Here is a 25,841-nt window from a genome sequence, read left to right as displayed (position 1 = left end):
ATATGCCCAACTGCCGTACTGTCACGTGCCTGCCCGCAAACCGGGCGGAAAACCGCTGGCCATATGGGGAGAGGACGGCGCCGGGGTGGTTGGGGACAACGAGGAGTGGGGCGAGCGGGCGGCGTGCCGGACCGCGGATCCGGACGAGCTGTTCGTTGAGGGAGCCGCCCAGAACAGAGCGAAGATGGTGTGCACCGGCTGCCCCGTGCGCACCGAGTGCCTGGCGCACGCGCTCGACAACCGGATCGAACACGGTGTCTGGGGCGGCATGACGGAGCGTGAACGGCGGGCCCTGCTCCGCCGTCGGCCCACGGTGACGTCCTGGCGGCTGCTGCTGGAGACGGCCCGCCTGGAGCACACCCGTCTGGCCACCGCCGGAGCCGACCGCCCGCGCTGGAACGAGCGCTGGGCGGAGGCGGGCTGACCCTCCGGGCGGGGTGGTCCGCGGGTGGTCCGCGGGTGTTCCGTGGGTGGTCCTTGGGTTGTCCGCGTGCGGTGCGCGTGCGGTGCGCCGTGACCGCGTCGCCGACCGGCTCAGGCTCCCCAGACGAACACTTCGGTGTCCGGCGGGAGTTCACTGAAGCGGTCCGCGGGAGAGGCCCGGTGCAGCAGGCGGCGCAGGTCCGCCTCGAAGGCGGCCAGGTGCGGGCCGAAGAGGTGCGGGGCCGAGAAGGACATGGAGAACACCCCCGCGACGACGTCGTCCGCCGTGCGGACCAGTGGCGGAGCGCCCGGGACGACGAGCCGTCGCGGACCGCGGAAGCCCGCGCGGGCCAGGATCTCCGCCTCACCGCCGGGAGTTCCCCGCGCCAGGACGCCCCGCCCGGCCCGGCGGACCGGTCCGAGGCGCTCCCGGACCAGCTCCCCGATCGCCGCGTGGGGCACCGCCGGATGCGGCAGGCCCTCGACGGCGGCCACCCGGGCGCCCTCCGGCTTCAGGTCCGAGACATGCACCAGTGAACCGCCGGTCCGCAGCATGCCCTTGACGGTCGCCGCCACCAGCTCGCGGTCCGTCCAGTGGAAGGACTGGGCGAAGACGGCCACATCGAACGCGCCGAGCCCGGCGGGCAGTTCCTCGGCCCGCGCCCGGATCCAGCGCGCCTTCGCTTCCAACGCCCGCTCGGCGCACACCCGTTCGGCCTCGGTGATCATCCCACGGTCCGGATCCACCCCGACGATCTCACCGCACCAGGGGGCCAGCGCCAGGGCGACGGTACCGGGACCGCAGCCCACGTCGATCAGACGCGCCCGCCCGTCGAGCCCCAGCGCCCCGGCGAGCGTGTCGCCGAGCCCGGGGGCGTAGGGCAGTCGGCCGCGCGTGTAATGAGGAGCGCACCCCGCGAACAGCGTGTCGTCCCACTCCCAGCCGTCCACTACGTCGACCTCGTCCACCACGTCCATCACGTCCATCACGTCGACCTCGTCCATCACGCCGACCACGCTGATCACGTCCACGAGGCCGACCGCCGTCCTCGTACCGGCCGGACCCCTGAGGCCCGGCCGGTGATGATGTCATGTGCCGGGGTCGCGATGGACCGCGGTGATGTGGCGGTCGGGCCCCGGGTGCTCCAGTTCGTCGAGCACGGCGACGGCCAGGTCCTCGGCGCTGATCCAGGAGCGGCCGCCCGCGTCGGTGAGCAGGGTGTCGGTGCCGCGCCGGTAGCGTCCGGTGCGCGCACCGGGCTCCAGCGTCGCGGGCGGGCTCAGATAGACCCAGTCGGCGCCGGTGTGCGCCCGGCAGGCCCGCAGTTGGGCGACCCCGGCGGCGGCGACCGGCCGGAAGGCAGCGGGCACGTGGGCGGGGTCGTCCGCGACCCGCAGTCCCGGGGCCCCGGGACTGCGCAGCGCACCGGCGCCGCCGACCACCAGGACGCGCGCGCCGAGCGGTACGGCGGCGTCCAGCACCGTACGGGTGACACCGACCAGGAACTCCTCGTCGGCCGGTTCGGTCCGTACGCTCAGGACGACGGCGTCCACACCGCCGGGTGCGGCGGCCCCGGACAGGGCCGTACGCAGCGCGTCGGCGTCGGTGGCGTCCACGGTGACGGGAGTGGAACCGGGAACCTCGCGCGGGGGCTTCCGAACCAGGGCGAGCACCCGGTGCCCGCGGGCGGCGGCCTCGGCGACCACCCGGCTGCCGACCATGCCGGTGCCGCCGAGCACGGCGATCGTCCTCGTACGGGAATGCGTCACAGGGGATCGGTTCGCGCTCATCGTGTCCGTCCTCCTGGGATCGGAGCGGTCTCCGGCGACCGGGGTGCGGCCGGCCGGGTGCGGGGGAGCGGGGTGAGCCGGGCCGGGGGCCGGAGCTGCGCGGCAAGCAGGGCGGCCAGCGCGAGGAGGAAGCCGAGGACCTGGAGCAGGCTCAGCGACTCGCCGAGCGCCAGCCCGACGACGGCCGCGACCAGCGGGGACAGCAGCACCAGCGGCGCGGACGCGCCGACCGGGAGCCGGCCTATCCCGCGGAACCACAGCGTGTACGCGATCAGCCCGCCCATGCTGCCGAGCCACAGGTAGCCTCCGGCCGCCGCGGCGTCGAGGTGCCGGGGTACGCCCTCGACCGTGAGGGTGAGCGGGAGCAGCAGCAGACCGCCGGCCGTCAGCTGCCAGCCCGCCAGGGCCAGCGGGCCGACCCCTTCCGGGCGGCCCCAGCGCTTGGTGAGGACGACTCCGGCCGCCATGGTGGCCGTGCCGCCGAGCCCGGCCACCACCCCGACCGTGTCCAGACCGGCCTGCGGGCCGAGCACGACGAGGCCGATCCCGATCACGCCGATCACCCCCCAGGCCAGCCGCCAGGCGGTGGGGCGGTCGCGGAGCACTGCGGCGGCCAGCGCGGCGACCAGCAGCGGCTGCGCGGCGCCGAGCGTGGCGGCGACCCCGCCGGGCAGCCGCTCGGCGGCCAGGAACAGCAGCGGGAAGAAGGCGCCGATGTTGAGCACGCCGAGCACGGCGGCCTTCCCCCACCAGGCGCCGCGCGGCAGCACCCGGGTGAGCGCCAGCGCGAGCAGCCCGGCGGGCAGGGCGCGCATCAGCCCGGCGAACAGCGGATGTCCGGGCGGCAGCAGCTCCGTGGTCACGGCGTACGTCGTGCCCCAGGACGCGGGGGCCAGCGCGGTCAGCGCGAGGGTCGTCGCCGTCCGCCGCGCGGAGGAGGCGGGTGACGGACCGGGGGACCGCCCGGCCGGGGAGGGCGAGAGGTGCGAGGCATGCATGGAGGGAGTCTCGGCCGTCCCCCGCCATGATTCCAAAGCATGGTTGTCATCACAGCCATGAACAAGGACGATGGATGGGTGGATCTCCAGCAGATGCGGTACGTCGTCGCCGTGGCCGAGACGCGCAACTTCACCCGGGCCGCCGAGCGCTGCTCGGTGGTGCAGTCGTCCCTGAGCCACCGCATCGCCGGGCTGGAACGGGAGCTGGGCGTACGGCTGTTCGCCCGTTCCAGCCGCCGGGTCGAGCTGACCGGCGCCGGTGCGGCCTTCCTGGCCGCCGCGCGCGAGTGCCTGGCCGCCGCCGACCGCGCGGTGGCCGACGCCGCCGCCGCGACCGGAGCGGTGCGCGGGCGGCTGGCGGTCGGCGTGATCGTGACGACGGCCGCCGTGGACGTACCCGAACTGCTCCAGCGCTATCGCGCCCGGCACCCGGACGTCCAGGTCGTCCTGCGGTCCGGGCGCAGCGACGAACTGGTGGCCGCGATCCGCGACGGCGACCTGGACATCGCCTTCCTGGGGCTGCCGGAGGGACAGGAGCCGTCCGGTGTGGAGAGCATCGTCCTCGACCACGACGAGCATGTGCTGGTGGTTCCCGCCGGGCACCGGCTGGCGGACGCGGCCCGGGTCGCCCTGCGCGACCTCGCCGGGGAGACGTTCGTGGACTTCGCGGCCGGGACGCCCGGCCGGGCCCAGTCCGACCAGGCGTTCGCCGCCGCCGGACTGGTCCGCGAGGTCGCCTACGAGGCCGGGGCCGTCGAACTGATCACCGGGCTGATCGCGCGCGGGCTCGGCGTCGGCCTGCTGCCCTCGGCGTACATCCGCCCGGTGGCCGCCGCCGACCCGGCCCTCGCGCTGGTCCCGGTGGCCGACGGGCCGCGCCGGATCGAGTGCCTGGCCTGGAGCCGGTTCAACCCCGGCCCGGCCACCCGCGCGATGCTCGCCGTCCTCGGCGTGCCCGGAGCCAGGACGGCGGCGGGGCCGGACTAGGCCGTGTCCGACGGGTCGAGTGACGAGCCCGCTGGGAAGTCGTTCCGTGGGACATGGGGCGGGGAGATCTTTCGGATGAGGAGTAGGCTCGACTGGAGCCGCACCTGCCGGTGAATCGCGGGCGGGGTGGACGCTGGCAATGCCACCGTCGGGTGATCAACGGGATTCTGTTCCGGCAGCGGACCGGTCTCCCCTGGCGGGACCTGCCTCCCTACTTCGGTAGTTGGAAGACGGTTTACGACCGTCATCGAAGGTGGTCGGCGGACGGCACGTGGGAGAGAATCCTGCGGGCCGTCCAGGCCGATGCCGATGCCGAGGGCCGGATCGACTGGAGCATGGTCAGCGTCGATTCCACGACCTGCCGCGCTCATCAGCACGCGGCTGGCGCCTCCACCCGTGCCCCGAAGATCCCGGGTCGGCGCAGGAGCCCGGCGCGTCACCGTCCCGATGAGGCGTTGGGACGCTCGCGAGGCGGACTCACAAGCAAGATCCACCTTGCCGGGGAAGGCGGGTGCCGCCCGCTCGGGTTTGTCATCACGCCCGGCCAGGGGGGGCGCACCGCAGATGATTCCTGTCCTGGAAGAGATCCGCGTGCCCCGGCAGGCTGGTGGACGACCGCGCACCCGGCCCGACCACGTCGGAGGCGATAAGGCCTATTCGTCACGCCGCAACCGGCGTCACCTGCGCAGACGCCAGATCAAGCACACGATCCCCGAGCCGAGAGATCAGCGGGCCAACCGCCGGCGCCGCGGCAGCCAAGGCGGCCGACCCACAGGGTTCGACAAGACGATCTACCGGCGTCGCAACGAAGTCGAGCGGACCATAAACCGGCTCAAGAACTTCCGCGCCGTCGCGACGCGCTTCGACAAGCGCGCGTACGTCTTCCACGGGACGGTTACCGTGGCGGCGATCCGCCCATGGCTCCGTCCGGAGTGAAGGGCCCCGGCTCAGAGGTCCTTGGCACCCGGGTAGTGGTGGCGAAGTTCGCTGAGTACGCGCTCGTCGACAGCCCTGACGTCCCACAAGGAGCTGTCGAATTCGGTCAGGACGAGCACCAGCTCGTCTCCGGCGAACCCACGTGCTTCGGCATCGATCAGCTGGAGGAAGGGGGTCGTCAGCGACAACAGCGTCAACGTGTCCATGCCGCCGTCGGCGGACCGTCTCTCCATCTCGACGCAGCGAGGATCGACGATCTCGTCGAATTCGACGCGCCACGTCAAGTCCAGGCCGAAGCTGCCGAGGCGAACCAGCAGCTCAGCCAGGGTCACGTAGTGCTTTCCGTGCCAGGCCGGAAACGTGATCCCCTTCATCCCCACCTCTGCTTCGGCTGTATCGCGCGCCCTGCGGCCCCCTTCGTTCCAGCGAACAGTAGGCCACGTCCTTGATCAGCTCACACGACCCATCGGACACGGCCTAGGACCTGTCCGGCCGGTCTTGGCGAAGACGCCCGCGATGTGAAGCCCGGCGAAGCGGGAGGAACCAGGTGATCGTCCGCCTTTCCGGCCGGGGACACGAGAGTGGTGGAAACACCTCAGCCCCTCGGTCCCGCGAGTGTGTCCAGGGCGTCCGCGACCGGGGTGGGGTCCAGCGGGCCGACGTGTGACGCGCCGGGGAAGTCGTGCACGCGGAACCTGTTGCCGGGTGTGGACGCGTCGGCCTCCGCGATCATTCTGTCCTGGAGCGCGGTGGCGATCGTACGGTCCTTGCCGAAACGCAGGTATGTGCGGGGAATGCGTCCCCAGGTGCCGGGCCGGCCGACCGCCCGGCCCGCGTAGGCGGCGACGGGCTCGTCGGTCTGCATGCCCGCCAGGATCCGGCGGAAGTCGGCGTCGGGGTAGTCCGCGCAGATCATCTCCTTCAGGAGGGCCAGCTCACCGCTGACACCGGTACGGAAGTTCAGCCGCAGCACCCCGAGCCGGTCCGGGTCACCCACCGTCAGCTCCACCGGGCTGACGGCGTTCGCGTTCTCCGGTGCCGCCGTGCAGGCGTCCGCCGTGGGCATGACGCGGCTGGGACAGAAGGCCGCCATGTAGCAGATGTGGTGCAGCAGATGCGGGACGGCTTCGCCGACCCGGCTGACCGACACACCGCCCAGACTGTGCCCGACCAGCACCACCGGGCCGTTCCGTGCGGCCCGCCGCACGATGCCCGTGACGCGCGCCTCGTAGTCGTCCAGCCCGAGGCCCTTCAGCGGGGAGGGCTCGACCGCCATCGCCGCGAGGTCCTGCCGCTGGTACGACTCCGCCACGAAAGCCTCCGCGCCGTGCCGCGGCTGGTCCACCATGACGACGCGGTGGCCGCGCAGCACCAGTTCCCGCGCGATCGGCATCCAGAACGCGCCCGCGCTGTGGGTACCGTGCACCAGCACGTACGTCACGGGCCCGCGACGCGTGGCCGCCGCGGCCGGCGAGGTTCCGAGCCCGGCGGCCAGCGCCGTGCCTCCCACCGCGAGTCCCAGTCCACACAGTGCCGCCCGCCGGGTGGCGCCTTTTCGTTCCTCGTTCGTGTCATCCGTCATGAACACCACGCTATGGACGGCCCGTTCGGCCCACCAACGGTCCAGCACCCCCACGGGGGTGTACCGAGAACCACCCTGCCGTGCGGCCCACAGGGTCCGGCCCGCACGCCGTGAACGACCGGATCACCCGGATCACCCGGGCGGGGCGGCTCAGGGAGATCCGGTGGGCTTCGGCGGAACCGGCGGCGCGGGCGGAAGCGGTGGCTCGGGCGGGGCCGGTCGCTGGGGCGGGGCCGGTGGCGCGGGCGGCGCCGGTGGGCTCAGGCGGGTTCCGTGCCCGTCGCCGGTGCCGTCGCCGTACCGTGAGCGCCAGCCGTGGACCAGCAGGTCGAACACCGTCTCCACGGTGGCGCGCGCGTCGTGCCTGCCCGCGGTCAGGGCCGGGACCTCCAGGACGAACCGGGCCAGCGCCGAGCAGGCGAGATCGTCCGGCTCCCGGCCGAGTTCCCCGGCGATCGCGGCACCGAGGGTACCGGCGTGCCGCATCCACATGCGTTCCGCGTACTCGCGCAGCGCGGGGGTCTGTTCCACCAGCGCCGTGAACCGCTCGTGCCGTGGATCCGCGGAGACCGCCACCCAGGACTCCAGCGCGTGCGCCCGCAGCGCCTCGACCACGTCCTGGCCCGCGGGCCGGTCGCGGACGGCGGCGGCGAGCCGCGCCTCGTTGTCCGCGTCGCGGTCGAAGACCAGCGCCTCCTTGCTCGGGAAGTGCGCGAAGAGGGTCGTCGTCGACACATCGGCGCGGTCCGCGACGTCGCGGACGCTCACCTGGTCGAAGCCGTGCTCCGTGAAGAGCTCCAGGGCGGCGTCGGCGATGGCCTGCCGGGTCGCGGCCTTCTTGCGCTCGCGGCGGCCGACGGTCGGGGAGTCGGTCATGCCCGCACTCTACCCGAAGCCTGGAACAGGGCAGATTCCGGATCGACATCGAGAGTGAAGTGAGACAGTAAGTGAAGCGAAGCAAAAACTTGAACAGTTGCAGTTTCTGACCCACTTCTGCTTTGGTGGTTCACGGAGCGCACCGCCGGGTGCCGCCGCCGCTCCGCCGACGAGAGGAACCCCATGAAGACGAGAGGAACCCCCATGAACCCGACACCCGCACAGGCGCGGATCAGCGTCATAGGCGCTGGTCCGGGCGGCCTCACCTGCGCGCGCGTCCTGCAACGGCACGGCATCGAGGTGACGGTCCACGACCGGGACCGGGACGCGGACTCCCGTGACCAGGGCGGCTCGCTCGACCTGCACGAGGACGACGGCCAGCTCGCCCTGCGCGAGGCGGGCCTGCTGGAGGAGTTCTTCGCGCTCGCCCGCTTCGAGAGCCAGGAGATGCGCGGTCTTGACCCTTCGGGACGTCTCATCGCCCACCATCTGCCGCAGGAGGGTGAGACGGCCACACCCGAGATCGACCGCGGGCAACTGCGCGGTCTCCTGCTGCGCTCACTGGCCCCCGGGACCGTCCGGTGGGGCCGCACCCTCGCCTCGGTGGACGGCCCGGCCGCCGGACCGCGCACCCTGACCTTCACGGACGGCACCACCTGCGAGGCGGACCTGGTGATCGGCGCGGACGGCGCCCGCTCCCGCGTCCGCGCCGCCCTGTCGCCCGCGACACCCCGCTACACCGGGGTCAGCTTCCTGGAGGCGTGGTTCGACGACGTGGAGCGCGCCCACCCCGAGATCGCCGCGCTGGTCGGCCTGGGCAGCGCCCATGCCGCCGACGGCGAGCGCGGGCTGTTCGCTCAGCGCGGCAGCGGCGGCCATCTGCGCGTCTACGTCATGCAGCGGGTCCCGGCGGACTGGATCACGGCGAACGGACTGCGTCCGCGGGACACCGAGGGCATCCGCGCCCATCTGCTGGACACGTACGCGTCCTGGTCACCGCAGCTCCTGCGGCTGATCACCGACAACGACGGCCCCTACGTCGACCGTCCGCTGTACGCCCTCCCGGTGCCGCACACCTGGGAGCACACCCCCGGCGTGACGCTGCTGGGCGACGCCGCCCACCTCATGCCGCCGCTCGGCGTCGGCGTCAACCTCGCCATGCTCGACGCCGCCGAACTGGCCCTCGCACTCGCCGGTTCGGCCACCGTCGACGACGCCGTACGCCGCTACGAGGAGACGATGCTGCCGCGCTCGGCCGAGATCGCCCGCATGCTGGAAGGCGGCGCCGAAGGTCTGCTGGCCACGGCCGACGCCGACACGGACGGACTCCTCCGGCACTGACTCCTCCGGCACCGACCCGATGCCCCTGTCACCCGCGGGAGTTGAGCCGGGCGGCCTGGCGGGTCAGGTGATCGCGTTCGGCCAGGCTGGACGCCTTGCCCGCGGCCTCCGCGTACAGCCGTGCCGCCGTCGCCGGGTCGCCGTCGCGCTCGTGGAGGTACGCGGCCGCCGCCGTGTGCCGGGGGAGCGAGTCGTCCAGCGCGGCGAGCGCGGCGAGACCGGCGCGCGGCCCGTCCGCCTCCCCGACCGCGACCGCCCGGTTGAGCCGGACGACCGGGCTCCCGGTCAGCCGCACCAGCTCGTCGTACCACTCGACGATCTGCACCCAGTCGGTCTCCTGGGCGGTGGGCGCGTCGGCGTGCAGCGCGGCGACGGCGGCCTGCGCCTGGTACTCGCCCAACTGGTCGCGGGCGAGCGCCCCCTGGAGGATCGCCACGCCCTCGGTGATCGCCCTGGTGTCCCACCGGCCGCGGTCCTGCTCGGCGAGCGGCACGAGCGAGCCGTCGGGCGCGGTCCGGGCGGCGCGCCGGGCATGGTGGAGCAGCATCAGGGCGAGCAGCCCCGCCACCTCGGGGTGGTCGATCGCCGCCGCGAGCTGCCGGGTGAGCCGGATGGCCTCCGCGGCGAGGTCGACATCGCCCGAGTAGCCCTCGTTGAAGACCAGATAGAGGACGCGCAGCACGGTGGCGACATCGCCGGGCCGGTCGAACTTCACCGTCGAGACGGTGCGCTTGGCCCGGCTGATGCGCTGCGCCATGGTCGCCTCGGGCACCAGGTACGCCCGCGCGATCTGCCGGGTGGTCAGGCCGCCGACGGCGCGCAGGGTGAGCGCGACCGCCGACGACGGGGTCAGCGACGGGTGGGCGCACAGGAAGTACAGGCGGAGCGTGTCGTCCGCGTCGGGCACGGGCCCGGCCGCCGGTTCCTCCTCGACGCGGTCCTCCCGCGCGCGGCGGGCGGTGTCGGCCCGCCGCGCGTCGAGGAAGCGCCGCCAGGCCACCGTGACCAGCCAGCCCCTGGGATCCCGGGGCGGCTCGTCCGGCCAGACGCGCAGGGCCTCCAGCAGCGCGTCCTGCACGGCGTCCTCGGCCGCGGCGAAGCCGGCTCCGCGGCGGACGAGGATCCCGAGCACATGGGGAGTGAGCCCGCGCAGCAGGGCCTCGTCCATCGGCGCGGTCACGTCCGGGTCACTCCGTGACGGTGGGCGGGGCGGACAGGAACGGGCGCAGCTCCAGCCACTCGTGGAGCGGCTCGCCGTCCTTGCCGGGGGCGGCCGACAGCTCCCCGGCCAGTTCGAGCGCGCGTTCGTGGCTGTCGACGTCGATCACCATCCAGCCGGCGATGAGGTCCTTGGTCTCGGCGAACGGGCCGTCGGTGACCGGCGGCCGCCCCTCACCGTCGTACCGCACCCAGGTGCCCTCGGGCGCGAGCGCCTGCGCGTCCACGAACTCCCCCGTCTGCTCCAGCCGGGCCGCGAAGTCGTGCATGTACTTCATGTGCGCCGAGATCTCCTCCTGCGTCCACCGGTCCATCGGCACGTCGTTCGCACAGGCCGGTGCGCCGCGGTAGTGCTTGAGCAGCAGGTACTTGGCCATCGTGTCTCTCCTCGGTCCTGGTGCGCCCCATTGTGGCCGCCTCCACCCCGGGGACGGAGCGGGCCACGGCATCTCGACATCCGCGGCGAAAGTTTTTTCTCCCCGTTCCGCGAACTCCCCTTCTGTCCCGTTCTCCCTCCTTGTTCATTCGGTTCATTCGGTTCATGCGGAGGACCCGCCGGGGCGGTGGCGTCAGCCGTCCAGGGTGAGGGCGTTCTTGGCGCGGGCCACGGACTCCTCGGAGGCGGGGCCGGTGGGGTTCTCGGTGGCCAGGGACTGGTTGAGGGCGACGTAGGGGCGCATGCGCTGTTCGTAGCGGGCGTACGCGGTGCGGTGGTCGCCCGGGGTACGGGCGAGGCAGTCGGCCAGGACGTAGGCGCCCGTGAGCGCGAGGCTGGTGCCCTGGCCGGAGAGGGGGGAGGGGCAGTATCCGGCGTCCCCGAGCAGGGCCACCCGGCCGCGCGACCAGTGCTCCATGCGGATCTGGGCCATGGCGTCGCCGTAGAAGTCGGTTGCCCGCCGGGCGGCCTCGGACAGGCGCGCCCCCTCCCACCGCATCGACGCCAGCCGCCCGGCGACGTACCGCTGGAGGGAGCCGTCGCCGCGGTGGCCCGGGGGCCGGGGCGCCGAGCGGAAGCCGAAGGCGATCCGCAGCTCGGTGTTGCCGCGTACGGGCAGGATGCCGAAGCCCTCCTCGCCGTCCCGCAGCCACAGCTGCCAGTCCCTGAGGCCCAGGAAGTTGTCCGCGCCGAACACCGCGAGGCCGCTGCCGAGCGGGTGCGCGAACCGCTCCTCGGGGCCGAAGACCAGCCGCCGCACGGCCGAGTGCAGACCGTCGGCCCCGATCACCAGGTCGAAGCTGCGCGACGGCCCGTGCGCGAAGTCGGCGCGCACCCCCTCCCCGTGCTCGTCGAGCGCGGTGACGCTGTCGCCGAAGACGTACTCGACGTCCGCGCGGGTGTGTTCGTACACGATCCGCACCAGGTCCTCGCGCAGCAGCTCGACGTCGTCGTTGTCCAGCCGGCCGCTGCTGAAGGTCGACTCGGTGGAGCGGTGCAGCTCCCGGCCGTCGGGCGCGAGGACCGACATGCCCCGCATCCGGGTGCGGACGTCCCTCACCTGCTCCAGCAGTCCCATCCGCTCGACCACGTCGAGTGCGACCCCGCGGATGTCGACGGCCTGGCCGCCGGGGCGGGGCCCGGGGGCGCGTTCCACGACGGTGGGCGCGAAGCCGCGGCGGCGCAGCCAGTGGGCGAGGACGGGCCCGGCGGTCCCACCGCCGGAGATGAGCACGGTCTGCATGGAGAACTCCTTGTGGTGCGTACGCTGTATGCATCTGAACGTACGATGTACGCACACCTCATTCCAACTGGTCGAAGCGGGTACCTGTACTAGGACAGTCGGTCGCAGCTCCGCATCCCCGCTGCTACCGTCTGAGCTAGTACAGGAGAGAAGGGCAGGAGTACGTGACGAACCTCACAGCGGCCGCGGGCGAGCCGCCCTATCTGCGGATCGCCGCCGAGATCCGCCGCCGTATCGCGGACGGCGAACTCGCCCCCGGGGAGCGCGTCCCCTCGACCCGGCGGATCGCCGAACAGTGGGGGGTCGCGCTGGCCACCGCCGCCAAGGCCCTGACCACCCTGCGGCTGGAGGGCCTGGTCGAGGCCCGGCCCCGGGCCGGCACGGTCGTGGCCGGTGCCGGTGCCGGTGCTGGGGTGGGCGCCGCCGCGCCGTCGCGCAGGCCCGCGTCCGCGCCGGACACCGCGGGCCCCGACCGGGAACTGACCCTCGACCGCATCGTCCGCGCCGCCGTCGACATCGCCGACGCGGAAGGACTGGCCGCGCTCTCCATGCGCGGGGTCGCGGCCCGGCTCGGCGTCGCCGCGATGTCGCCCTACCGCCACGTCCCCGGCAAGGACGAGCTCGTCCTGCTCATGGCCGACGCCGCGTTCGGCGAGGAGACCTATCCCGCCGAGCCGCCCGAGGGCTGGCGGGCCCGCCTCGAACTGGGCGCCCGGACCCTGTGGACCCTCTACCGCAGGCACCCCTGGCTGGCCCAGCTCGGTGCGCTCACCCGCCCGCTGCTCCTGCCCAATCTGATGGTCCACGGCGAATGGGCGCTCGCCGCGCTCGACGGCCACGGCCTCGATCCCGGCACGCTGTTCGACCTCCATGTCCTCGTGTACGGACATGTCCAGGGCCTGGCGGTGCACCTGGAGTGGGAGGCGCACGCCCAGGCCGCCACGGGACAGACGGAGGACCAGTGGATGGACAGCCGCGCCCCCGCCCTGCGCGATCTGACGGCGTCCGGCCGCTTCCCGGTCTTCACCGGGGCGGTCGCGGCCCTGGGTGAGCACGGCTACGACCTCGACCTCGACAAGATCTTCGAACTCGGCCTCCGGGCCCTGCTCGACGGGGTGGCGCCGATGGTGGAGGTGGTGGACGTGGTGGAGGGGCGCGGGCGCTGAGCGGGCGCGGGCGCGCGGGACCGGTGACCGGTCACTCGAATTGCTTGCGTCAACACAACGATTGTGTGTTTACAATGATTGTGTGAACGCAACCAGTTGACGCAACCAGTTCCCTGCGACCAGTTCGCTGTGACCACCACCCCGGAGTCCGCGCATGCCCGTCCCACCGGTCATCCCCGCCGAGTCGGCCGCCGACCGCCGAAGGTCCTGGCTCGTCCTCGCCGTCTGCTGCATGAGCCTGCTGATCGCCAGCCTCGACAACACCGTCCTCAACGTCGCCCTGCCCTCCGTCCAGCGCGACCTGCACACCTCGGTGTCCGGGCTGCAATGGACCGTGGACGCCTACACGCTGGTGCTGGCGAGCCTGCTGATGTTCTCCGGCTCGACCGCCGACCGCGTGGGCCGCCGCCGTACCTTCCAGACCGGTCTGGTGGTCTTCACCACGGCCTCCCTGCTGTGCAGCCTGGCCCCCGGGCTCGGCTGGCTCGTCGCCGCGCGGGTGCTCCAGGCGGTCGGCGGCTCGATGCTCAACCCCGTCGCCATGTCCATCATCAGCAACACCTTCACCGACGCCCGGCAGCGCGCCCGCGCCATCGGCGTGTGGAGCGGTGTCGTCGGCATCAGCATGGCCGCCGGTCCGATCATCGGCGGAGCGCTGGTGGAGTCCGCCGGCTGGCGGGCCATCTTCTGGCTCAACGTGCCGATCGGCCTGGCCGCGCTGCTCCTGACCCGCAGATACGTACCGGAGTCCCGGGCGCCGCGCCCCCGCCGCGCGGACCCGGTCGGCCAGGTGCTCGTCGCGGTACTGCTCGCCGCCCTGACCTGCGCGATCATCGAGTCGCCGCACCGCGGCTGGACCTCGCCCCTCGTCCTCGGCTGCGCCGCCGTCGCCGGGTGCGCGCTGCCGGCCCTGCTGCGCTACGAGTCGAGGCGCACCGAACCCCTGCTCGACCTGCGGTTCTTCCGCTCGGCGCCGTTCTCGGGCGCCACGGTGATCGCGGTCGCCGCCTTCGCCGCGCTGGGCGGCTTCCTGTTCGTCAGCTCCCTGTACCTCCAGGACGTACGGGGACTCGACCCGCTGCACACCGGGGTGTTCCTGCTGCCGATGGCGGTCATGGCGCTGCTGACCGCGCCGCTCTCCGGCCGCATGGTGGCCGCACGGGGACCGCGGGTGCCCCTGCTGCTGGCCGGGTCGGCGCTGTGCGCGAGCGCCGTGCTCCAGGCGCTCACCTTCTCCGAGCGGCTGCCGACCGCTGTGCTGGTCGTCGCCTACCTGCTCTTCGGCACCGGCTTCGGCCTGGTCAACGCGCCCATCACCAACACCGCCGTCTCCGGGATGCCCCGCGCCCAGGCGGGGGTCGCGGCGGCGGTGGCCTCCACCAGCCGGCAGACCGGCCAGGTCCTCGGCGTGGCGGTCCTCGGCGCGCTGCTGGCCGGCGGGACACACACCGACCCGGCCGCGTTCACCGGCGCGGCCCGCACCGCCTGGTGGATCATCGCCGGGTGCGGTGCCGCCGTGCTGGTCACGGGTACGCTCACTTCCGGCCGCTGGGCCCGTGCGACGGCCGCGCGGACGGCACGGCGGTTCGCCGCCGAGGAGACGGCCGCGGAGACGAAGGAGCCAGTGAACACCTGATGGAGCGCGAGAACCGCGAGAACGAGGGCGATGACGCGGGCCGGGGCGAGGACCGCCGGGCGGCCGACGCGGGCGACGACGACGTCACCGCCCGTACGGCGGCCCGCGCCTGGCAGGGGATGAACACCCTGCTGATGGAGCGGCACAACCGCCGCAAGGCCGTCGCCGAGGCCCTCGGCATGAGCTTCAGCCGCATCAGGGCGCTGCGGCGGCTCGCCGCCGGTCCGATCACCCTGCGGGAACTGGCCGAGCGGATGGGCAGCGACCCGCCCTACACCACTGTCATCGTCGACGACCTCGTACGGCGCGGTCTCGCCGAGCGCATCACCAACCCCGCCGACCGCCGCTCCAAACTGGTCCATCTCACCGAGGAGGGCCGGGCGAAGGCCGCTCGCGCGGCCGAGATCCTCACCACCCCGCCCGACGAACTGCTCGCCCTGCCCCTGGAGGACATCCGGGCGCTGGACCGCATCGTGGCGAGACTACTGGACTGAGCCCGCGACCCCGCCCGCGGCGCCCAGCCCGGCCGCGTCCGTGGAGCGCAGCAGCCGCAGGAATGCCTTCACCCCCGCGATGATCTCCTGGTTGTCGGTGAGCCGGTTCACCGTGGACTCGAACTCCCGCCCGAGCGCGGCGAACTGACGGTCCGTCACCTCGGCCCGCTCGTGCGTGCCCAGGGCCAGCGCGTCCAGCGCGCGGCGCAGTTCGGCCAGGGACCGGTACTGCTCCTCCGCCTTCTCCTCCAGCACCCGGGTCCCCGCCTCGGCGCGGTCCAGCCGGCGGTTCAGCTCGACCACGTCGTCACGCGGATACGTGACGTCCTTGAGCAGGGTGCCCAGGCGCCGCCTGAGCTGGCCGAAGTACGCCCCGGCCGGCCGGAAGAACGTGCTCGGCAGGAAGAACCCGGCGCACCAGTACCCCGCGGACTCACCCGTCGTCCAGGCGACCGCGAGCACCAGCGCCGCCGTCAGCACATGCCCGGCGACGGCCGCCCGCAGCATCGTCCGGGCGATACGCGCCGCCTCGGCGTCCCGGGCGGGGGAGACGTCGAGGCCCTTCTCCCGGCTCACCGCGATCTCGGCGAGCACCGCGTGCGCACGGAAGTACAGGTTCCAGGGCAGCGTCAGCAGAAGCAGCAGCCACCCCAGGCTCAGCACCCCCGCCCCGACCGCGAACACCACCGCGGCCGGAGCCCCCGCCACATACGCGCACACCAGCGCCGCCCCCGCCGCCACGACACCCGCCACCGCACCCACAGCCCTGCCCATGCCGCCGCCTCCGCGCCCGCTCACACCCACTCACATCCACACCCGCACACCCATCGTCCCGGTCCCGCCGCCGCTCGGCATGAGTAGGCATACTCAGGTGCCACGCGACGAGGGGAACGGGCGGAGGGCCCGGAAGGAGCAGCAGTGTGCTGCATGTCGCCGAGCCGGCGGCAGGGGAGTCCGGTGAACCGGCCCCACCCGCGTGCGACCAGAGGCACACGTACGCCTGCTCGGGCGGCCACCTCCACTTCGTGGTGCAGCCCGTCGGGAAGGCGGACCGGACGCGGTTCGGTGCCGTCGGCCCCGCCCTTCAGGCGGCCATGGGCGGGGCCGGGTGCTTCGCGTCGGCGGCGGAGGTGGAGGCGGTGTGCGGACGGCTGCGGGAGGTCCTCCACGGCTGAACGGGACCGCCCCGTCCTGCTGGACGGGACCGCCTCGCCTCGCTGGACGGGGCCGCCCCGTCCGCCGTCCGCCCGGTGGTCAGGCCCCCCAGCGCACCGCGACCGTGTCGCCGACGCCCACCGTCGTGCCCCGGGAGGCGGTGGTGAAGGCGCCGCCGTCGATGCTCACCTTCCAGGTGCCGGTGCCGCTGTTGGCCTTGCCGTTGAGGGCGGTGACCGTGCCGGTGCCGGAGGACGGGGTGACGGCGGTGACGCAGCCCGCCGGGGTGGCGGCGCCGGTGGCGGCGTCCAGGACGGCGCCCAGCGTGGTCGTCGTGCCGGTCGGGGTGAGCGCGACGGAGCACACCTTCGGGCTGCCGGTGCCGTCGTCGACGCTGAGCGCCAGCTTCGTGGCCGTACCGGAGACCAGTGAGCCCTGGGCCACCCACTGCGGGGCGCCCGCGGTCACCGGTGCGGGCGGGGCCGCGGTGAAGCCGCCGCCGGCCACCGCGCGCAGCGCGTCGGCCGACGCGTACGCCGAGGGGACCGTGTCGGCGGGCTGGTACTTGAAGCCGCCGCCCGGGTTGAACTGCTGCGCGAGCAGGAAGTCGACCGGAGTCCTGCCCAGGGAGGTGAGGAAGTCCCCGGTCTGCGGGTTGATGCCGCACGCGTTGAGACCGGACACCGCCCAGCCGTTGGAGTCGCTGTTGACCCCGAACATGGCGTTGAACGCACCGCTGTTGGCGACCAGCTTGCTCTTCAGGAACGCCTTGGCCTGCACGATGTCCGTGTCGGTGTTCGGCACCCCCGACACACACAGCGCGGCCATCGCCGCCCCGGTCATGTCGATGTCACCGGCGGTGGCGAGCTGCCCGGGATCGCCCTCGGCCTTGCTGTAGTTCCAGCCGCCGTCGTCGTGCTGGTTGGCCCGGATCCGGGTGACCAGCGCGTCGCGCAGCGCCTGCGGGACACGCACCTGGCCCGACTGGGTGCGGGCGCCGCCCAGGGCGAGCGCCGCGAAGACGGTGCCGTTGAAGTTGGCGGGCGGGCCGAAGTAACCGGGCTGGGACGTCTGCCAGTAGCCGTAGATGTCGGCGATCAGATTGCGGGAGGCGGAGACCCGGGCGGGGTCGACACCGGCGGCGTAGGCGTTCAGGGTGGCCCGCTCGTAGTCCGTGACGACCGGGGTGGCGGACGGCCAGCTCGCGGTGGAGAGCAGGGTGCGGTAGACCGATCTGGCGTTCTTGGCGGGATCGCCGTCCGGAGTGACGTCCACGGCCGCGGTACCGGCCGCGGCGAGGGCGCTGAACGCCCACTCGTTGGACAGCCCCGGCCCCGCGTACGAACCGTCCGCCGCCTGGAGCGACTTGAGATAGGTGACGCCGTTCGCCTTGGACGTGGCGATCTGCGCCGGGGTGGAGGTGGCCGCGGCGGGCAGCGCGGTGAGCGTGAGGGCGCCGACGGCGGCCGCCGCGGTGAGCGCGACGCGGCTGAGGGACAGCGGACGGGACATGGCCTGCTCCTTGGATGAAGGACGCCGACCCGGCCCGTTGCCGGGCCCCGGCGGGCCTGCGGAGCAGCGGGCGTGGCCGCCGTCCGGACGCGTGGACCGGCTTCCAGAGATGGTGCACCGCCTGGGCATTCGGGCTCGGGGCGGCCTCCCGCCGCCCCACACCGCTGCGCGTCAGCCCCGGACTCCCACCGGGTTCCCCCACTCGGCAGTCCGGGACGGTACCCGACCGGCCAACCGGCCGCCAGTGTCCGCCTCGGAGGGCGGTCGAGCCCGTCCGGAGCTCCTTGACGGCCCTCGTGGCGCGTGCTCAAATCTCGGTGATACGCAACGAGTTCCAGGGGAAGCCGGTCGAAGTCCGGCGCTGACCCGCAACCGTGGGCCCGGTCCGCCGGGCGAGCCGGAATGCCTGGAGCGTGCTCAACAGCAACAGACGCCGTCGTGGACTACGGCGTGGTGCGACCGGCCTTCCGGCCGCCCGGGGACCACCCCGGCCGGTGAGGGCCCCTCTGCCACGTCCGCGTCCGCGCCGGACAGGCGCGAGGGGACCGGGGTGGACACGGGGAAGCGAAGAAGCGGGCCGACGACCGCGAGCACACGGCGGGCGGTGTCGCTCGGCTCGGCTCTGCTCGTCGTCCTCGCCTCCTGTGTGGCGTTCCTCACGACCGCGCCCGCCGCCGCGGACGGCGCCGACGGCTGCACCGCCACCCATGGCGCCGTGGTGGCCGTCGACTTCGGACCGTTCGGCGGCAAGGTCGAGCGCGGCTGCGACCCCGCCCCCACCACCGGCTACAACCTGCTGCACCAGGCCGGGTTCACCACCACCGGCACCCAGCACGACGGTCCCGGCTTCCTCTGCCGCATCGGCTACGGCGCCTTCGACTCCGGTACGGAGTACCCGACCCCGGCCGCCGAGGACTGCGTACTGACCCCGCCCGCCACGGCCTACTGGTCGTACTGGGTGGCCGCGCCCGGCGACAAGGACTGGACCTACAGCTCGCGCGGTGCGATGACACGCACCGTCAAGGACGGCGACGTCGACGCCTGGGTCTTCGGCGGCACCGACATCGGCGGCACCAAGGGCAAGCCCGCCTTCAGCCCCGACGATGTACGCGTCCCGGGTGGCCACACACCCGACCCCGGCGGCAGCGGCACCCCCACCGGCGCGCCCGGCCAGATCGACACCGCCGCCGCGGCGGCCTGGCTCGCCGGCCGCCTCACCGACGACGAACGCATCGTCGACGACGGCGCGACCACCGCGAACTACGAACTGACCGCCGACACCGCCTACGCGCTCGCCGCCGCGAACGGCAGGAACGCCACCCTCGACAAGGTCACCGGCTTCCTCGCCGCCCATGTCGCCGACTACGCCTACCCGAACGGCGCCGGCCAGGCCCCCGACGCCACCGCCGCCGCCCGCCTCGCCCTCCTCGCCGAGACCACCGAACGCGACCCGCACGCCTTCGGCGGCCACGACCTGATCGACGCCCTCGCCTCACACGTGTGCACGGCGGGCCCCGAGTCCGGACCGGCCCCCGGCTGCACCGCCGCCGGTGACTTCCGCACCGCCTTCCAGACCGAGGGCCAGGCCCTGTCCGTCCTCGCCCTGCTGCGCGCCGGGCAGATACCCCCGGCCGCGTCCGTCGACCGCCTCGCCCGGCTCCAGTGCAAGGACGGCGGCATCACCAGCATCCTCATCCGCCCCGGCGAGTACTGCGACGGCGACCCCGCCACCACCGGCCTGGTCGCCCTGGTCCTGCAACGGGCGGGCGGCCACGACGACACGGTGGACGCCGCCCGTACGTATCTCACCGAGTCCCAGTCGGCGGACGGCGCCTTCCCCGGCTACACCGGCTCCACCACCGGCAGCGTCACCGCCACCGCGTACGCCGCCCAGGCCCTGCGCGCCCTCGGCGACACCCGGCGGGCGGACGCGGCCGTGGGCTGGCTCTCCCGGCACCAGCTCGACGGCGGCGGCTTCGGCTTCGAGGAGACCGACACCGACCCCGTCGTCCACCCCACGTCGCCCGCCGTCCTCGCCGGGGCGGGCACCAGCCTCGTCACCGTCACCACGAAGCCGTCCGTGCCCCCCACCAGCGGCCCGCCGACCGAGCCCGGCGGCACGCCCAGCGGCTCCCCGACCGGGCCCGCCAGCAGCCCCAGCGGCCCCGCCCCGGGCGGCGGCACCGGACCCGACCTGAAGAAGGGCGTCGCCTACCTCACCGCCCCGGCCCAGCTCCAGCAGGGCCGGTACTACACCGACGCGCCCGGCTCGGGCACCGCGTCGTTCGGCCTCACCATCGACGGCGCCTACGCGCTGGCCGCCACCGGCCTGGACAACGCCAGGCTGCGCGGCATCGTCGACTTCCTCGACCAGCGCGGCAAGGACGCCACCGGCAGCACCATCGACACCTGGACCGGTTTCGGCACCGGGCACGTGCTGGGCGGCTCCGTCGGCAAGGCGGCGGTGCTCGCCGAGGCCGTGGGACGCGACCCGCGGAACTTCACCGGGCACGACCTCATCGCCACCCTCGCCAAGGCCGTCTGCACCGCCCCGAGCAAGGCCCCCGACCGCTCCTGCCCGGCCAAGGGCGCCTACACCTACGCGCCCTCCGTCTTCTCCCAGTCCCTGGGCGTCCTCGCGCAACTGCGCGCGGGCGAGAAGACGGCGGCCCAGCAGCCGATCGCCTACCTGGAGAGCCTCCAGCACCCGAGCGGCGCCTGGCCGAGCCTCATCCCCTCCACCGGCGACTCCGAGGTCGACTCCACCGCCATGGCCGCGATGACCCTCGACCTGGCCGGCGGCGACACGGCGCGGCAGGCCGTGCGCAAGGCGCTCGCCTGGCTCGCCTCCCAGCAGCTCCCGGACGGCGGCTTCCCCGGCGCCTCCGGCGACTCCGTCAACTCCACCGGGCTCGCCGTCCAGGGGCTGTCCCTGGACAAGGACGCCTACGCCCCGCAGATCACCCGGGCCCTCGCCTTCCTCGCCGCGCAGCAGAACGCGGACGGCGGCTTCAACGTGGCCAAGGAGGGCCAGCGCGGCTCCGACGTACGGGCCTCCGCCCAGGCCGTGGGCGGCGCGACCGGCATCTCCTTCGGCACCCTGAAGGCCGACCTGACCGGCACCTCGCCGCAGCCCGGCCCGACATCGGACCAGGGCGGCGGCACCCCCGACATCATCACCGCCGGAGAAGCGGGAGGCACCGGAGACACCGGCGGCGCCTCCGCTGCGGGCGGCGGTGGCGGTGGCGGCGCGCTGGCCTCCACCGGTGTGCAGGCCACAGCCCTCGCCGCGGTCGCCGCCCTGCTGGTCCTCGCGGGCTGGCGCACCGCGGTCGCCGCCCGCCGCCGCGCGGACGCGCACACCGGGAGCGAGCGATGACGCGGCCCCGCCTCGCCGCCGCCCTCGCCCGGACCGCGGCGGCGCTCGCCCTGGCCGCCGCCGCGCTCGGCGCGACATCCTCCCCGGCCGCCGCCGACCCGCAGCCGATGGGCCGGTGCACCACCACCTCGGGCGTGGTGCTCGCCGTCGACTTCAGCCACTGGGGCGGGCCCGTCTACCGGGCCTGCGGCACCACCCCGACCACCGGCTACGAACTGCTCAACCAGGGCGGCTGGCGCACCACCGGCACCGGACACGACGGACCGGCCTTCATCTGCCGCATCGGCTACAGCGGTTACCAGGGCGGCAGGCAGTACCCCACCGCGAAGGACGACGACTGCGTCCTGACCCCGCCCGCCTCCGCGTACTGGTCCTACTGGCACGCCGACCCGGGCCGCGACGACTGGGAGTACAGCCAGCTCGGCGCCATGCTCTACCGGCCCAAGCCCGGCAGCGTCGACCTGTGGATCTTCGGCGGCACCGACATCGGCGGCACCGAGGGCCGCCCGAAGATCCGCCCCGACCAGCTGCGCGCCCACAACACCCGGCCCCAGGGCGACAGCGGCAAGCCCGCCTCCACCGCCAAGGCGCCCGCGCTGCCGCCCGGCGTCGACACCGGACCCGCGCCCGAACAGCCGCCCGCCGCACCGCCGAAGGCGGCCCCGCCGCCCGCGCGGACCCCGACGGCACCCGCGAAGGCGACCACCGCGAGCCCGAGCCCGACGCCGACCGCCACACCCAGCCCGACCGCCACACCGAGCCCGGCACCGACCGCGTCCGCCACGGCCGCAGCGGGCACCGGCACCGGTACCCGGGTCGTCGACGCCGCCCCCGCCGCCGACGCCCAGCACGACACCGGATCGATCGTGCCCGTCGTCACCGGCGTCTCGCTCGTCGCGCTCATCGGCGGCGCGGCCGTGTACGTCGCGCGCCGCCGCCGCGCCGACGGCGCGTGAGCGCGGTGGCCCCCACGACCGTCGAGGCGTCCGCCGCACCCGCCGGTCCCGCCCCGGACCGGGGCGGGCGGCGGCTGCCGCGCACCCTGCACCCGATGGCCTGGTGGATCTGGGCGCTCGCCCTGGCCACCGCCGTCAGCCGCACCGACAACCCGCTGCTGCTCCTGCTCGTCCTCGCCGTCCTCGGCTACGTCGTCACCGCGCGCCGCACCGAGGCCCCCTGGGCGCGCGGCTTCAAGTACTACCTGTACCTCGCGGTGTCCGTCGTGGCCGTACGGGTCGTGTTCCGGGCGGTGTTCGCCACCGGCATCACCCCGCACGACCACTTCCTGTTCTCGCTGCCGCACCTCCCCACCCCCGACTGGTACGCGGGCATCCGCATCGGCGGCCCGGTCTCCCTGGAGGCGCTGCTGTCGTCGGCCACCGACGGACTGCGGCTGGCCTGCATGCTGTGCTGCATCGGTGCCGCCAACACCCTCGCCAACCCCAAACGCGCCCTGCGCGCCCTGCCCGGTGCCCTGTACGAACTCGGCGTGGCCGTCACCGTCGCGATCAGCGTGGCACCCCAGCTGGTGCAGAGCGTGCAGCGCGTCGCCCGCGCCCGCAAGCTGCGGGCGGGCCGCACCAAGGGCATGAAGGCGCTGCGCGGCATCGTGGTCCCCGTCCTGGAGGACGCCCTCGAACGCTCGCTGCGCCTGGCCGCCGCCATGGACTCCCGGGGCTACGGCCGGGCGGGCACCGCCACCCGCGCCTCGCGCCGTCTGACCGGCGCGCTGATGCTGCTCGGCATGTGCGGCCTGTGCACGGGCGCCTACGGGCTCCTGGACGCCACCGCGCCCGCCTTCCTCGGGCTGCCCGCGATGGCGTGCGGCGCCGCGCTGTGCGTGGCGGGCCTCAGCCTCGGCGGCCGGCGGATCACCCGTACCACCTACCGCCCCGACCCCTGGCTGCTGCCCGAGTGGGCCGTCGCCGGCAGCGGGGTGCTCTCCGCGATCCTGCTGTTCAGCGACCTCGGCTACGACCCGGCCCAGCTCAACCCGACCTTCTATCCGCTGACCTGGCCCGGACTCCCGGTGGTGCCCGCCGCAGCGGTCCTGCTCGCCGGCACGGCCGGATTCCTCGCCCCCGAGCCCGCAGCCCCCGTCCGGAGAACCGACACACCGTGATCACCTTCGACCAGGTCACCGTCCAGTACGACGACGCGCCCGCCCCCGCCCTGCGCGACCTCGACCTCACCGTCGAGGAGGGCGAACTCTGCCTCGTCGTCGGTCACACCGGCGTCGGCAAGTCCACGCTGCTGGGCGCCGTCAACGGCCTTGTGCCGCACTTCACCGGCGGCACCCTGTACGGACGGGTCACCGTCGACGGCCGCGACACCGCCGCGCACCCGCCGCGCGAACTGGCCGACGTGGTCGGTGTGGTGGGCCAGGACCCCGCCGACGGCTTCGTCACCGACACCGTCGAGGAGGAACTCGCCTACGCCATGGAGCAGTTGGCGATCCCCCCGGCCACCATGCGCAAACGCGTCGAGGAGACCCTCGATCTGCTCGGCCTCGCCGACCTGCGCCACCGCGCCCTGCACGAACTCTCCGGCGGCCAGCAGCAGCGCGTCGCCATCGGCTCCGTGCTCACCGCCCACCCCCGCGTCCTGGTCCTGGACGAACCGACCTCCGCGCTCGATCCCACGGCCGCCGAGGAGGTGCTGGCCGCCGTCACCCGGCTGGTGCACGACCTCGGCGTCACCGTGCTCATGGCCGAGCACCGCCTCGAACGCGTCGTGCAGTACGCCGACCGCGTCATCCACCTGCCCGGCGACGGCACCGCCCGCGCCGGGGCGCCCGCCGACGTCCTGCGGACCTCGGCCGTCGCGCCGCCCGTCGTCGAACTGGGCCGCGCGGTGGGCTGGTCCCCGCTGCCGCTGTCCGTCCGCGACGCCCGCCGGGCCGCCGCGCCCCTGCGGGCCCGGCTCGCCGACCGCGCCCCGGGCCCGGTGCGGCCGCCCGCCGCCGGTGCGCGGCCGCGCCTGCTGACCGCGCGCGGGGTCACCGTCGTCTACCGGGGGGTGCCCGCCGTCCGGGCGGTCGACCTCGACCTGCGGTCCGGCGAGGTGACCGCCCTCATGGGCCGCAACGGCTCCGGGAAGTCCTCCCTGCTGTGGGCGTTGCAGGGCTCCGGGCCGCGCCGCGCGGGCACCGTCGCCGTGACCCGCGCCAACGGCACCGCCGACCCGCACACCGTGCCCGCCGCCGAGGCCCGCCGCCTGGTCGGCCTGGTCCCGCAGACCCCCGCCGACCTGCTCTACCTGGAGAGCGTGCGCCAGGAACTCGACCAGGCGGACGCCGAGTCGGGCACCCGCGGCGAGGCCCGCCGGATCCTCGACCGGCTCGCCCCCGGCATCGACGACGCCACCCACCCGCGCGACCTCTCCGAGGGACAGAAGCTGGCGCTGGTCCTCGCCATCCAGCTCTCCGCCGCGCCCCGGAACCTCCTGCTGGACGAGCCGACCCGTGGCCTCGACTACCGGGCGAAGAGCGAACTCATCGCCGTCGTCGACGCGTTGGCGGCCGAAGGGCGGGCGGTCGTCATCTCCACGCATGACGTGGAGTTCGCCGCCCGCGCCGCCGACCGGGTCGTCGTCATGGCGGAGGGAGACATCGTCGCGGACGGTCCCACGGCCGAAGTCATCGTCTCCTCGCCCGTGTTCGCCCCGCAGACCGCCAAAGTCCTCGCGCCGCTCGCCTACCTGACGGTCGATCAGGTCGAACAGGCCCTGGCCGAGGAGGCGGCGGGATGAAGTCCGCGATCCGGCTGACCCCGCGGGTCGGTGCCGTGGTGACGCTGGCCGCGCTGCTCGGCCTTGTCGCCTTCTTCTGGCCGTTCGTCGTCGCGCCCGGCCGCTTCGGCTCCAACTACGCGCCCGTGCTCATCTTCGGCGTGCTGCTGGTGCTCATCCTGTGCGTGGTCCTCTCAGAGATCGCCGAGGGCGGCATCGACTCCAAGGCGCTCGCCATGCTGGGCGTGCTCTCCGCCGTGAACGCGGCCCTGCGTCCGCTGGGCGCGGGCACCGCCGGGATCGAGACGGTCTTCTTCGTCCTCGTCCTGGCCGGGCGGGTCTACGGCCCCGGGTTCGGCTTCGTCCTCGGCTGCACCTCGCTGTTCACCTCCGCGCTGATCACCGGCGGGGTCGGACCGTGGATGCCGTACCAGATGTTCGGCTGCGCCTTCGTCGGAATGCTCGCCGGATTCCTGCCCCGGGCCACCGGCCGCCGCGAGGTGCTGCTGCTCGCCGTCTACGGCTCCCTGTCCGGGTATCTCTTCGGGTTCCTGCTCAACCTGTCCTTCTGGCCCTTCTCCCTGGACCCCAACAGCTCCATCGCCTATCTGCCCGGCCTGCCCTTCACCGAGCAGTGGCACCGCTACCTCGCCTTCGACCTGGCCACCTCGCTGGGCTGGGACACCGGCCGGGCGGTCACCAACTTCGTGTGCGTCCTGCTGGCGGGACCCGCCGTGCTGACCACCTTCCGGCGGGCCGCCCGCCGGGCCAGGTTCCGCGCCCCGGTCCGCTTCGCCGGGCCCCGGCAGGCCGGATCCGCGCCTGCCCCGGCCCCGATCGCAGCCGCCCCCGACCCTGCCCCCGACCCCGCCGCGGCCGGAGCCCCGGACGCCGACGCGCCCGCCCCGGCCGGTGAGCCGGAGCGGGCGCGCGTACCGT

23 protein-coding genes, 1 pseudogene and 2 riboswitches are annotated in these 25,841 nt (G+C 74.1%); of the genes and pseudogenes, 13 read left to right on the top strand and 11 right to left on the bottom strand.

Annotated elements, in window-relative coordinates; translation table 11 throughout:
• Positions 1-55 precede the first annotated feature (55 nt).
• Positions 56-424 (top strand): WhiB family transcriptional regulator, encoded by a 369-nt coding sequence (locus B086_RS39210; protein WP_078530993.1) that lies wholly within the window; start codon positions 56-58, stop codon positions 422-424.
• 110 nt (positions 425-534) lie between these two features.
• On the opposite strand, the gene B086_RS0105280 is transcribed toward B086_RS39210, so the two are convergent.
• The 3 genes from B086_RS0105280 to B086_RS0105270 all read right to left on the bottom strand — a co-directional run bounded on the left by B086_RS0105280 (position 535) and on the right by B086_RS0105270 (position 3,212).
• Positions 535-1,401 (bottom strand): class I SAM-dependent methyltransferase, encoded by an 867-nt coding sequence (locus B086_RS0105280; protein WP_037872892.1) that lies wholly within the window; start codon positions 1,399-1,401, stop codon positions 535-537.
• A 111-nt stretch (positions 1,402-1,512) separates the two neighbouring features.
• The gene (locus B086_RS0105275; protein ID WP_051115763.1) at positions 1,513-2,214 is read right to left on the bottom strand and encodes an NAD(P)-dependent oxidoreductase; all 702 of its coding nucleotides are present in this window, start codon (positions 2,212-2,214) and stop codon (positions 1,513-1,515) included.
• Entirely contained in the window at positions 2,211-3,212 is a 1,002-nt protein-coding gene (locus B086_RS0105270) for an EamA family transporter (protein ID WP_018565359.1), read from the bottom strand. Before B086_RS0105270 ends, B086_RS0105275 begins: the two co-directional genes overlap by 4 nt.
• A 39-nt stretch (positions 3,213-3,251) precedes the next feature.
• Here B086_RS0105270 and B086_RS0105265 point away from each other — a divergent pair, with 39 nt between their 5' ends.
• The gene (locus B086_RS0105265) at positions 3,252-4,199 is read left to right on the top strand and encodes a LysR family transcriptional regulator (protein ID WP_234029254.1); all 948 of its coding nucleotides are present in this window, start codon (positions 3,252-3,254) and stop codon (positions 4,197-4,199) included.
• Between the two features lie 92 nt (positions 4,200-4,291).
• Positions 4,292-5,135, top strand: a protein-coding gene (locus tag B086_RS42580) for an IS5 family transposase (RefSeq protein ID WP_234029258.1) whose coding sequence is annotated in 2 segments (ribosomal slippage) — positions 4,292-4,749 and positions 4,748-5,135 — 846 coding nt in all. Because the reading frame shifts where the segments join, the coding sequence is not laid out codon by codon here.
• 11 nt (positions 5,136-5,146) lie between these two features.
• On the opposite strand, the gene B086_RS0105260 is transcribed toward B086_RS42580, so the two are convergent.
• The 3 genes from B086_RS0105260 to B086_RS39205 form a co-directional block, all read right to left on the bottom strand.
• Positions 5,147-5,467, bottom strand: coding sequence for a hypothetical protein (locus B086_RS0105260; protein ID WP_234029252.1), 321 nt, complete (start codon positions 5,465-5,467; stop codon positions 5,147-5,149).
• A 263-nt stretch (positions 5,468-5,730) separates the two neighbouring features.
• Positions 5,731-6,723 carry an alpha/beta hydrolase gene (locus B086_RS0105255; RefSeq protein ID WP_037872825.1) on the bottom strand — a complete coding sequence of 331 codons (993 nt, stop codon included), beginning with the start codon at positions 6,721-6,723 and terminating at the stop codon, positions 5,731-5,733.
• A gap of 144 nt (positions 6,724-6,867) precedes the next feature.
• Complete coding sequence (locus B086_RS39205; protein ID WP_018565355.1) at positions 6,868-7,593, bottom strand: TetR family transcriptional regulator; 726 nt, start codon at positions 7,591-7,593, stop codon at positions 6,868-6,870.
• Between the two features lie 204 nt (positions 7,594-7,797).
• On the opposite strand from B086_RS39205, the gene B086_RS0105245 reads away from it, so the two are divergent.
• Positions 7,798-8,934: an FAD-dependent oxidoreductase gene (locus B086_RS0105245; protein ID WP_018565354.1), complete on the top strand. Its 1,137-nt coding sequence runs from the start codon at positions 7,798-7,800 to the stop codon at positions 8,932-8,934.
• A gap of 28 nt (positions 8,935-8,962) precedes the next feature.
• Here B086_RS0105245 and B086_RS0105240 read toward each other — a convergent pair whose 3' ends face one another.
• The 3 genes from B086_RS0105240 to B086_RS0105230 all read right to left on the bottom strand — a co-directional run bounded on the left by B086_RS0105240 (position 8,963) and on the right by B086_RS0105230 (position 11,831).
• Positions 8,963-10,102: an RNA polymerase sigma factor gene (locus B086_RS0105240; RefSeq protein ID WP_037872887.1), complete on the bottom strand. Its 1,140-nt coding sequence runs from the start codon at positions 10,100-10,102 to the stop codon at positions 8,963-8,965.
• A gap of 19 nt (positions 10,103-10,121) precedes the next feature.
• Positions 10,122-10,529: a YciI family protein gene (locus B086_RS0105235; RefSeq protein WP_018565352.1), complete on the bottom strand. Its 408-nt coding sequence runs from the start codon at positions 10,527-10,529 to the stop codon at positions 10,122-10,124.
• A 192-nt stretch (positions 10,530-10,721) separates the two neighbouring features.
• Complete coding sequence (locus B086_RS0105230) at positions 10,722-11,831, bottom strand: FAD-dependent monooxygenase (RefSeq protein WP_018565351.1); 1,110 nt, start codon at positions 11,829-11,831, stop codon at positions 10,722-10,724.
• Positions 11,832-11,995: 164 nt separating this feature from the next.
• Here B086_RS0105230 and B086_RS0105225 point away from each other — a divergent pair, with 164 nt between their 5' ends.
• From B086_RS0105225 to B086_RS39200, 3 genes are all read left to right on the top strand, one after another.
• Positions 11,996-12,997, top strand: coding sequence for a TetR/AcrR family transcriptional regulator C-terminal domain-containing protein (locus B086_RS0105225; RefSeq protein ID WP_018565350.1), 1,002 nt, complete (start codon positions 11,996-11,998; stop codon positions 12,995-12,997).
• Between the two features lie 154 nt (positions 12,998-13,151).
• A complete protein-coding gene (locus B086_RS0105220; RefSeq protein ID WP_018565349.1) occupies positions 13,152-14,633 on the top strand; it encodes an MFS transporter in 1,482 nt (493 codons plus the stop codon).
• Positions 14,633-15,127, top strand: a complete 495-nt coding sequence (locus tag B086_RS39200) for a MarR family winged helix-turn-helix transcriptional regulator (RefSeq protein ID WP_018565348.1) — start codon at positions 14,633-14,635, stop codon at positions 15,125-15,127. The genes B086_RS0105220 and B086_RS39200 overlap by 1 nt, the downstream gene beginning before the upstream one ends.
• Here B086_RS39200 and B086_RS0105210 read toward each other — a convergent pair.
• A complete protein-coding gene (locus B086_RS0105210) occupies positions 15,116-15,901 on the bottom strand; it encodes a hypothetical protein (RefSeq protein ID WP_026252121.1) in 786 nt (261 codons plus the stop codon). The two genes, B086_RS39200 and B086_RS0105210, sit on opposite strands and share 12 nt — an antisense overlap.
• Before the next feature lie 146 nt (positions 15,902-16,047).
• On the opposite strand from B086_RS0105210, the gene B086_RS0105205 reads away from it, so the two are divergent.
• A complete protein-coding gene (locus B086_RS0105205) occupies positions 16,048-16,302 on the top strand; it encodes a hypothetical protein (RefSeq protein WP_018565346.1) in 255 nt (84 codons plus the stop codon).
• A 79-nt stretch (positions 16,303-16,381) separates the two neighbouring features.
• Here B086_RS0105205 and B086_RS0105200 read toward each other — a convergent pair whose 3' ends face one another.
• Positions 16,382-17,794, bottom strand: coding sequence for a hypothetical protein (locus B086_RS0105200; RefSeq protein ID WP_018565345.1), 1,413 nt, complete (start codon positions 17,792-17,794; stop codon positions 16,382-16,384).
• Between the two features lie 123 nt (positions 17,795-17,917).
• Positions 17,918-17,993, bottom strand: a riboswitch (cobalamin riboswitch).
• An 85-nt stretch (positions 17,994-18,078) separates the two neighbouring features.
• Positions 18,079-18,226, top strand: a riboswitch (cobalamin riboswitch).
• 172 nt (positions 18,227-18,398) lie between these two features.
• Between B086_RS0105200 and B086_RS0105195 the strand changes: the two genes are divergently transcribed.
• The 5 genes and pseudogenes from B086_RS0105195 to B086_RS0105175 form a co-directional block, all read left to right on the top strand.
• Positions 18,399-21,173, top strand: a complete 2,775-nt coding sequence (locus B086_RS0105195; protein ID WP_018565344.1) for a prenyltransferase/squalene oxidase repeat-containing protein — start codon at positions 18,399-18,401, stop codon at positions 21,171-21,173.
• The gene (locus B086_RS0105190) at positions 21,170-22,129 is read left to right on the top strand and encodes a hypothetical protein (RefSeq protein WP_018565343.1); all 960 of its coding nucleotides are present in this window, start codon (positions 21,170-21,172) and stop codon (positions 22,127-22,129) included. Before B086_RS0105195 ends, B086_RS0105190 begins: the two co-directional genes overlap by 4 nt.
• On the top strand, positions 22,126-23,295 hold the full coding sequence (locus B086_RS0105185; RefSeq protein WP_018565342.1) for a CbiQ family ECF transporter T component: 1,170 nt from the start codon (positions 22,126-22,128) through the stop codon (positions 23,293-23,295). Before B086_RS0105190 ends, B086_RS0105185 begins: the two co-directional genes overlap by 4 nt.
• The gene (locus B086_RS0105180; protein WP_018565341.1) at positions 23,292-24,923 is read left to right on the top strand and encodes an ABC transporter ATP-binding protein; all 1,632 of its coding nucleotides are present in this window, start codon (positions 23,292-23,294) and stop codon (positions 24,921-24,923) included. The genes B086_RS0105185 and B086_RS0105180 overlap by 4 nt, the downstream gene beginning before the upstream one ends.
• Positions 24,920-25,717 (top strand): annotated as a pseudogene (locus B086_RS0105175) (ECF transporter S component); the annotation flags it as partial. The gene B086_RS0105180 and the pseudogene B086_RS0105175, both read left to right, overlap by 4 nt.
• Positions 25,718-25,841: the final 124 nt, after the last annotated feature.

Source organism: Streptomyces sp. PsTaAH-124 (assembly GCF_000373685.1).
Classification (GTDB): domain Bacteria; phylum Actinomycetota; class Actinomycetes; order Streptomycetales; family Streptomycetaceae; genus Streptomyces; species Streptomyces andamanensis.
This window is presented reverse-complemented; position numbering and strand designations above follow the sequence as displayed.

What these genes read in the sequence shown, in the direction of transcription:
- B086_RS0105280 (WP_037872892.1), bottom strand. Translation starts at nt 1,401, where the DNA reads ATGGACGTGGTGGACGAGGTCGACGTAGTGGACGGCTGGGAGTGGGAC.
- B086_RS0105275 (WP_051115763.1), bottom strand. Translation starts at nt 2,214, where the DNA reads ATGAGCGCGAACCGATCCCCTGTGACGCATTCCCGTACGAGGACGATC.
- B086_RS0105270 (WP_018565359.1), bottom strand. Translation starts at nt 3,212, where the DNA reads ATGCATGCCTCGCACCTCTCGCCCTCCCCGGCCGGGCGGTCCCCCGGT.
- B086_RS0105265 (WP_234029254.1), top strand. Translation starts at nt 3,252, where the DNA reads ATGGTTGTCATCACAGCCATGAACAAGGACGATGGATGGGTGGATCTC.
- B086_RS39205 (WP_018565355.1), bottom strand. Translation starts at nt 7,593, where the DNA reads ATGACCGACTCCCCGACCGTCGGCCGCCGCGAGCGCAAGAAGGCCGCG.
- B086_RS0105245 (WP_018565354.1), top strand. Translation starts at nt 7,798, where the DNA reads ATGAACCCGACACCCGCACAGGCGCGGATCAGCGTCATAGGCGCTGGT.
- B086_RS0105240 (WP_037872887.1), bottom strand. Translation starts at nt 10,102, where the DNA reads ATGGACGAGGCCCTGCTGCGCGGGCTCACTCCCCATGTGCTCGGGATC.
- B086_RS0105235 (WP_018565352.1), bottom strand. Translation starts at nt 10,529, where the DNA reads ATGGCCAAGTACCTGCTGCTCAAGCACTACCGCGGCGCACCGGCCTGT.
- B086_RS0105230 (WP_018565351.1), bottom strand. Translation starts at nt 11,831, where the DNA reads ATGCAGACCGTGCTCATCTCCGGCGGTGGGACCGCCGGGCCCGTCCTC.
- B086_RS0105220 (WP_018565349.1), top strand. Translation starts at nt 13,152, where the DNA reads ATGCCCGTCCCACCGGTCATCCCCGCCGAGTCGGCCGCCGACCGCCGA.
- B086_RS39200 (WP_018565348.1), top strand. Translation starts at nt 14,633, where the DNA reads ATGGAGCGCGAGAACCGCGAGAACGAGGGCGATGACGCGGGCCGGGGC.
- B086_RS0105210 (WP_026252121.1), bottom strand. Translation starts at nt 15,901, where the DNA reads ATGGGCAGGGCTGTGGGTGCGGTGGCGGGTGTCGTGGCGGCGGGGGCG.
- B086_RS0105200 (WP_018565345.1), bottom strand. Translation starts at nt 17,794, where the DNA reads ATGTCCCGTCCGCTGTCCCTCAGCCGCGTCGCGCTCACCGCGGCGGCC.
- B086_RS0105190 (WP_018565343.1), top strand. Translation starts at nt 21,170, where the DNA reads ATGACGCGGCCCCGCCTCGCCGCCGCCCTCGCCCGGACCGCGGCGGCG.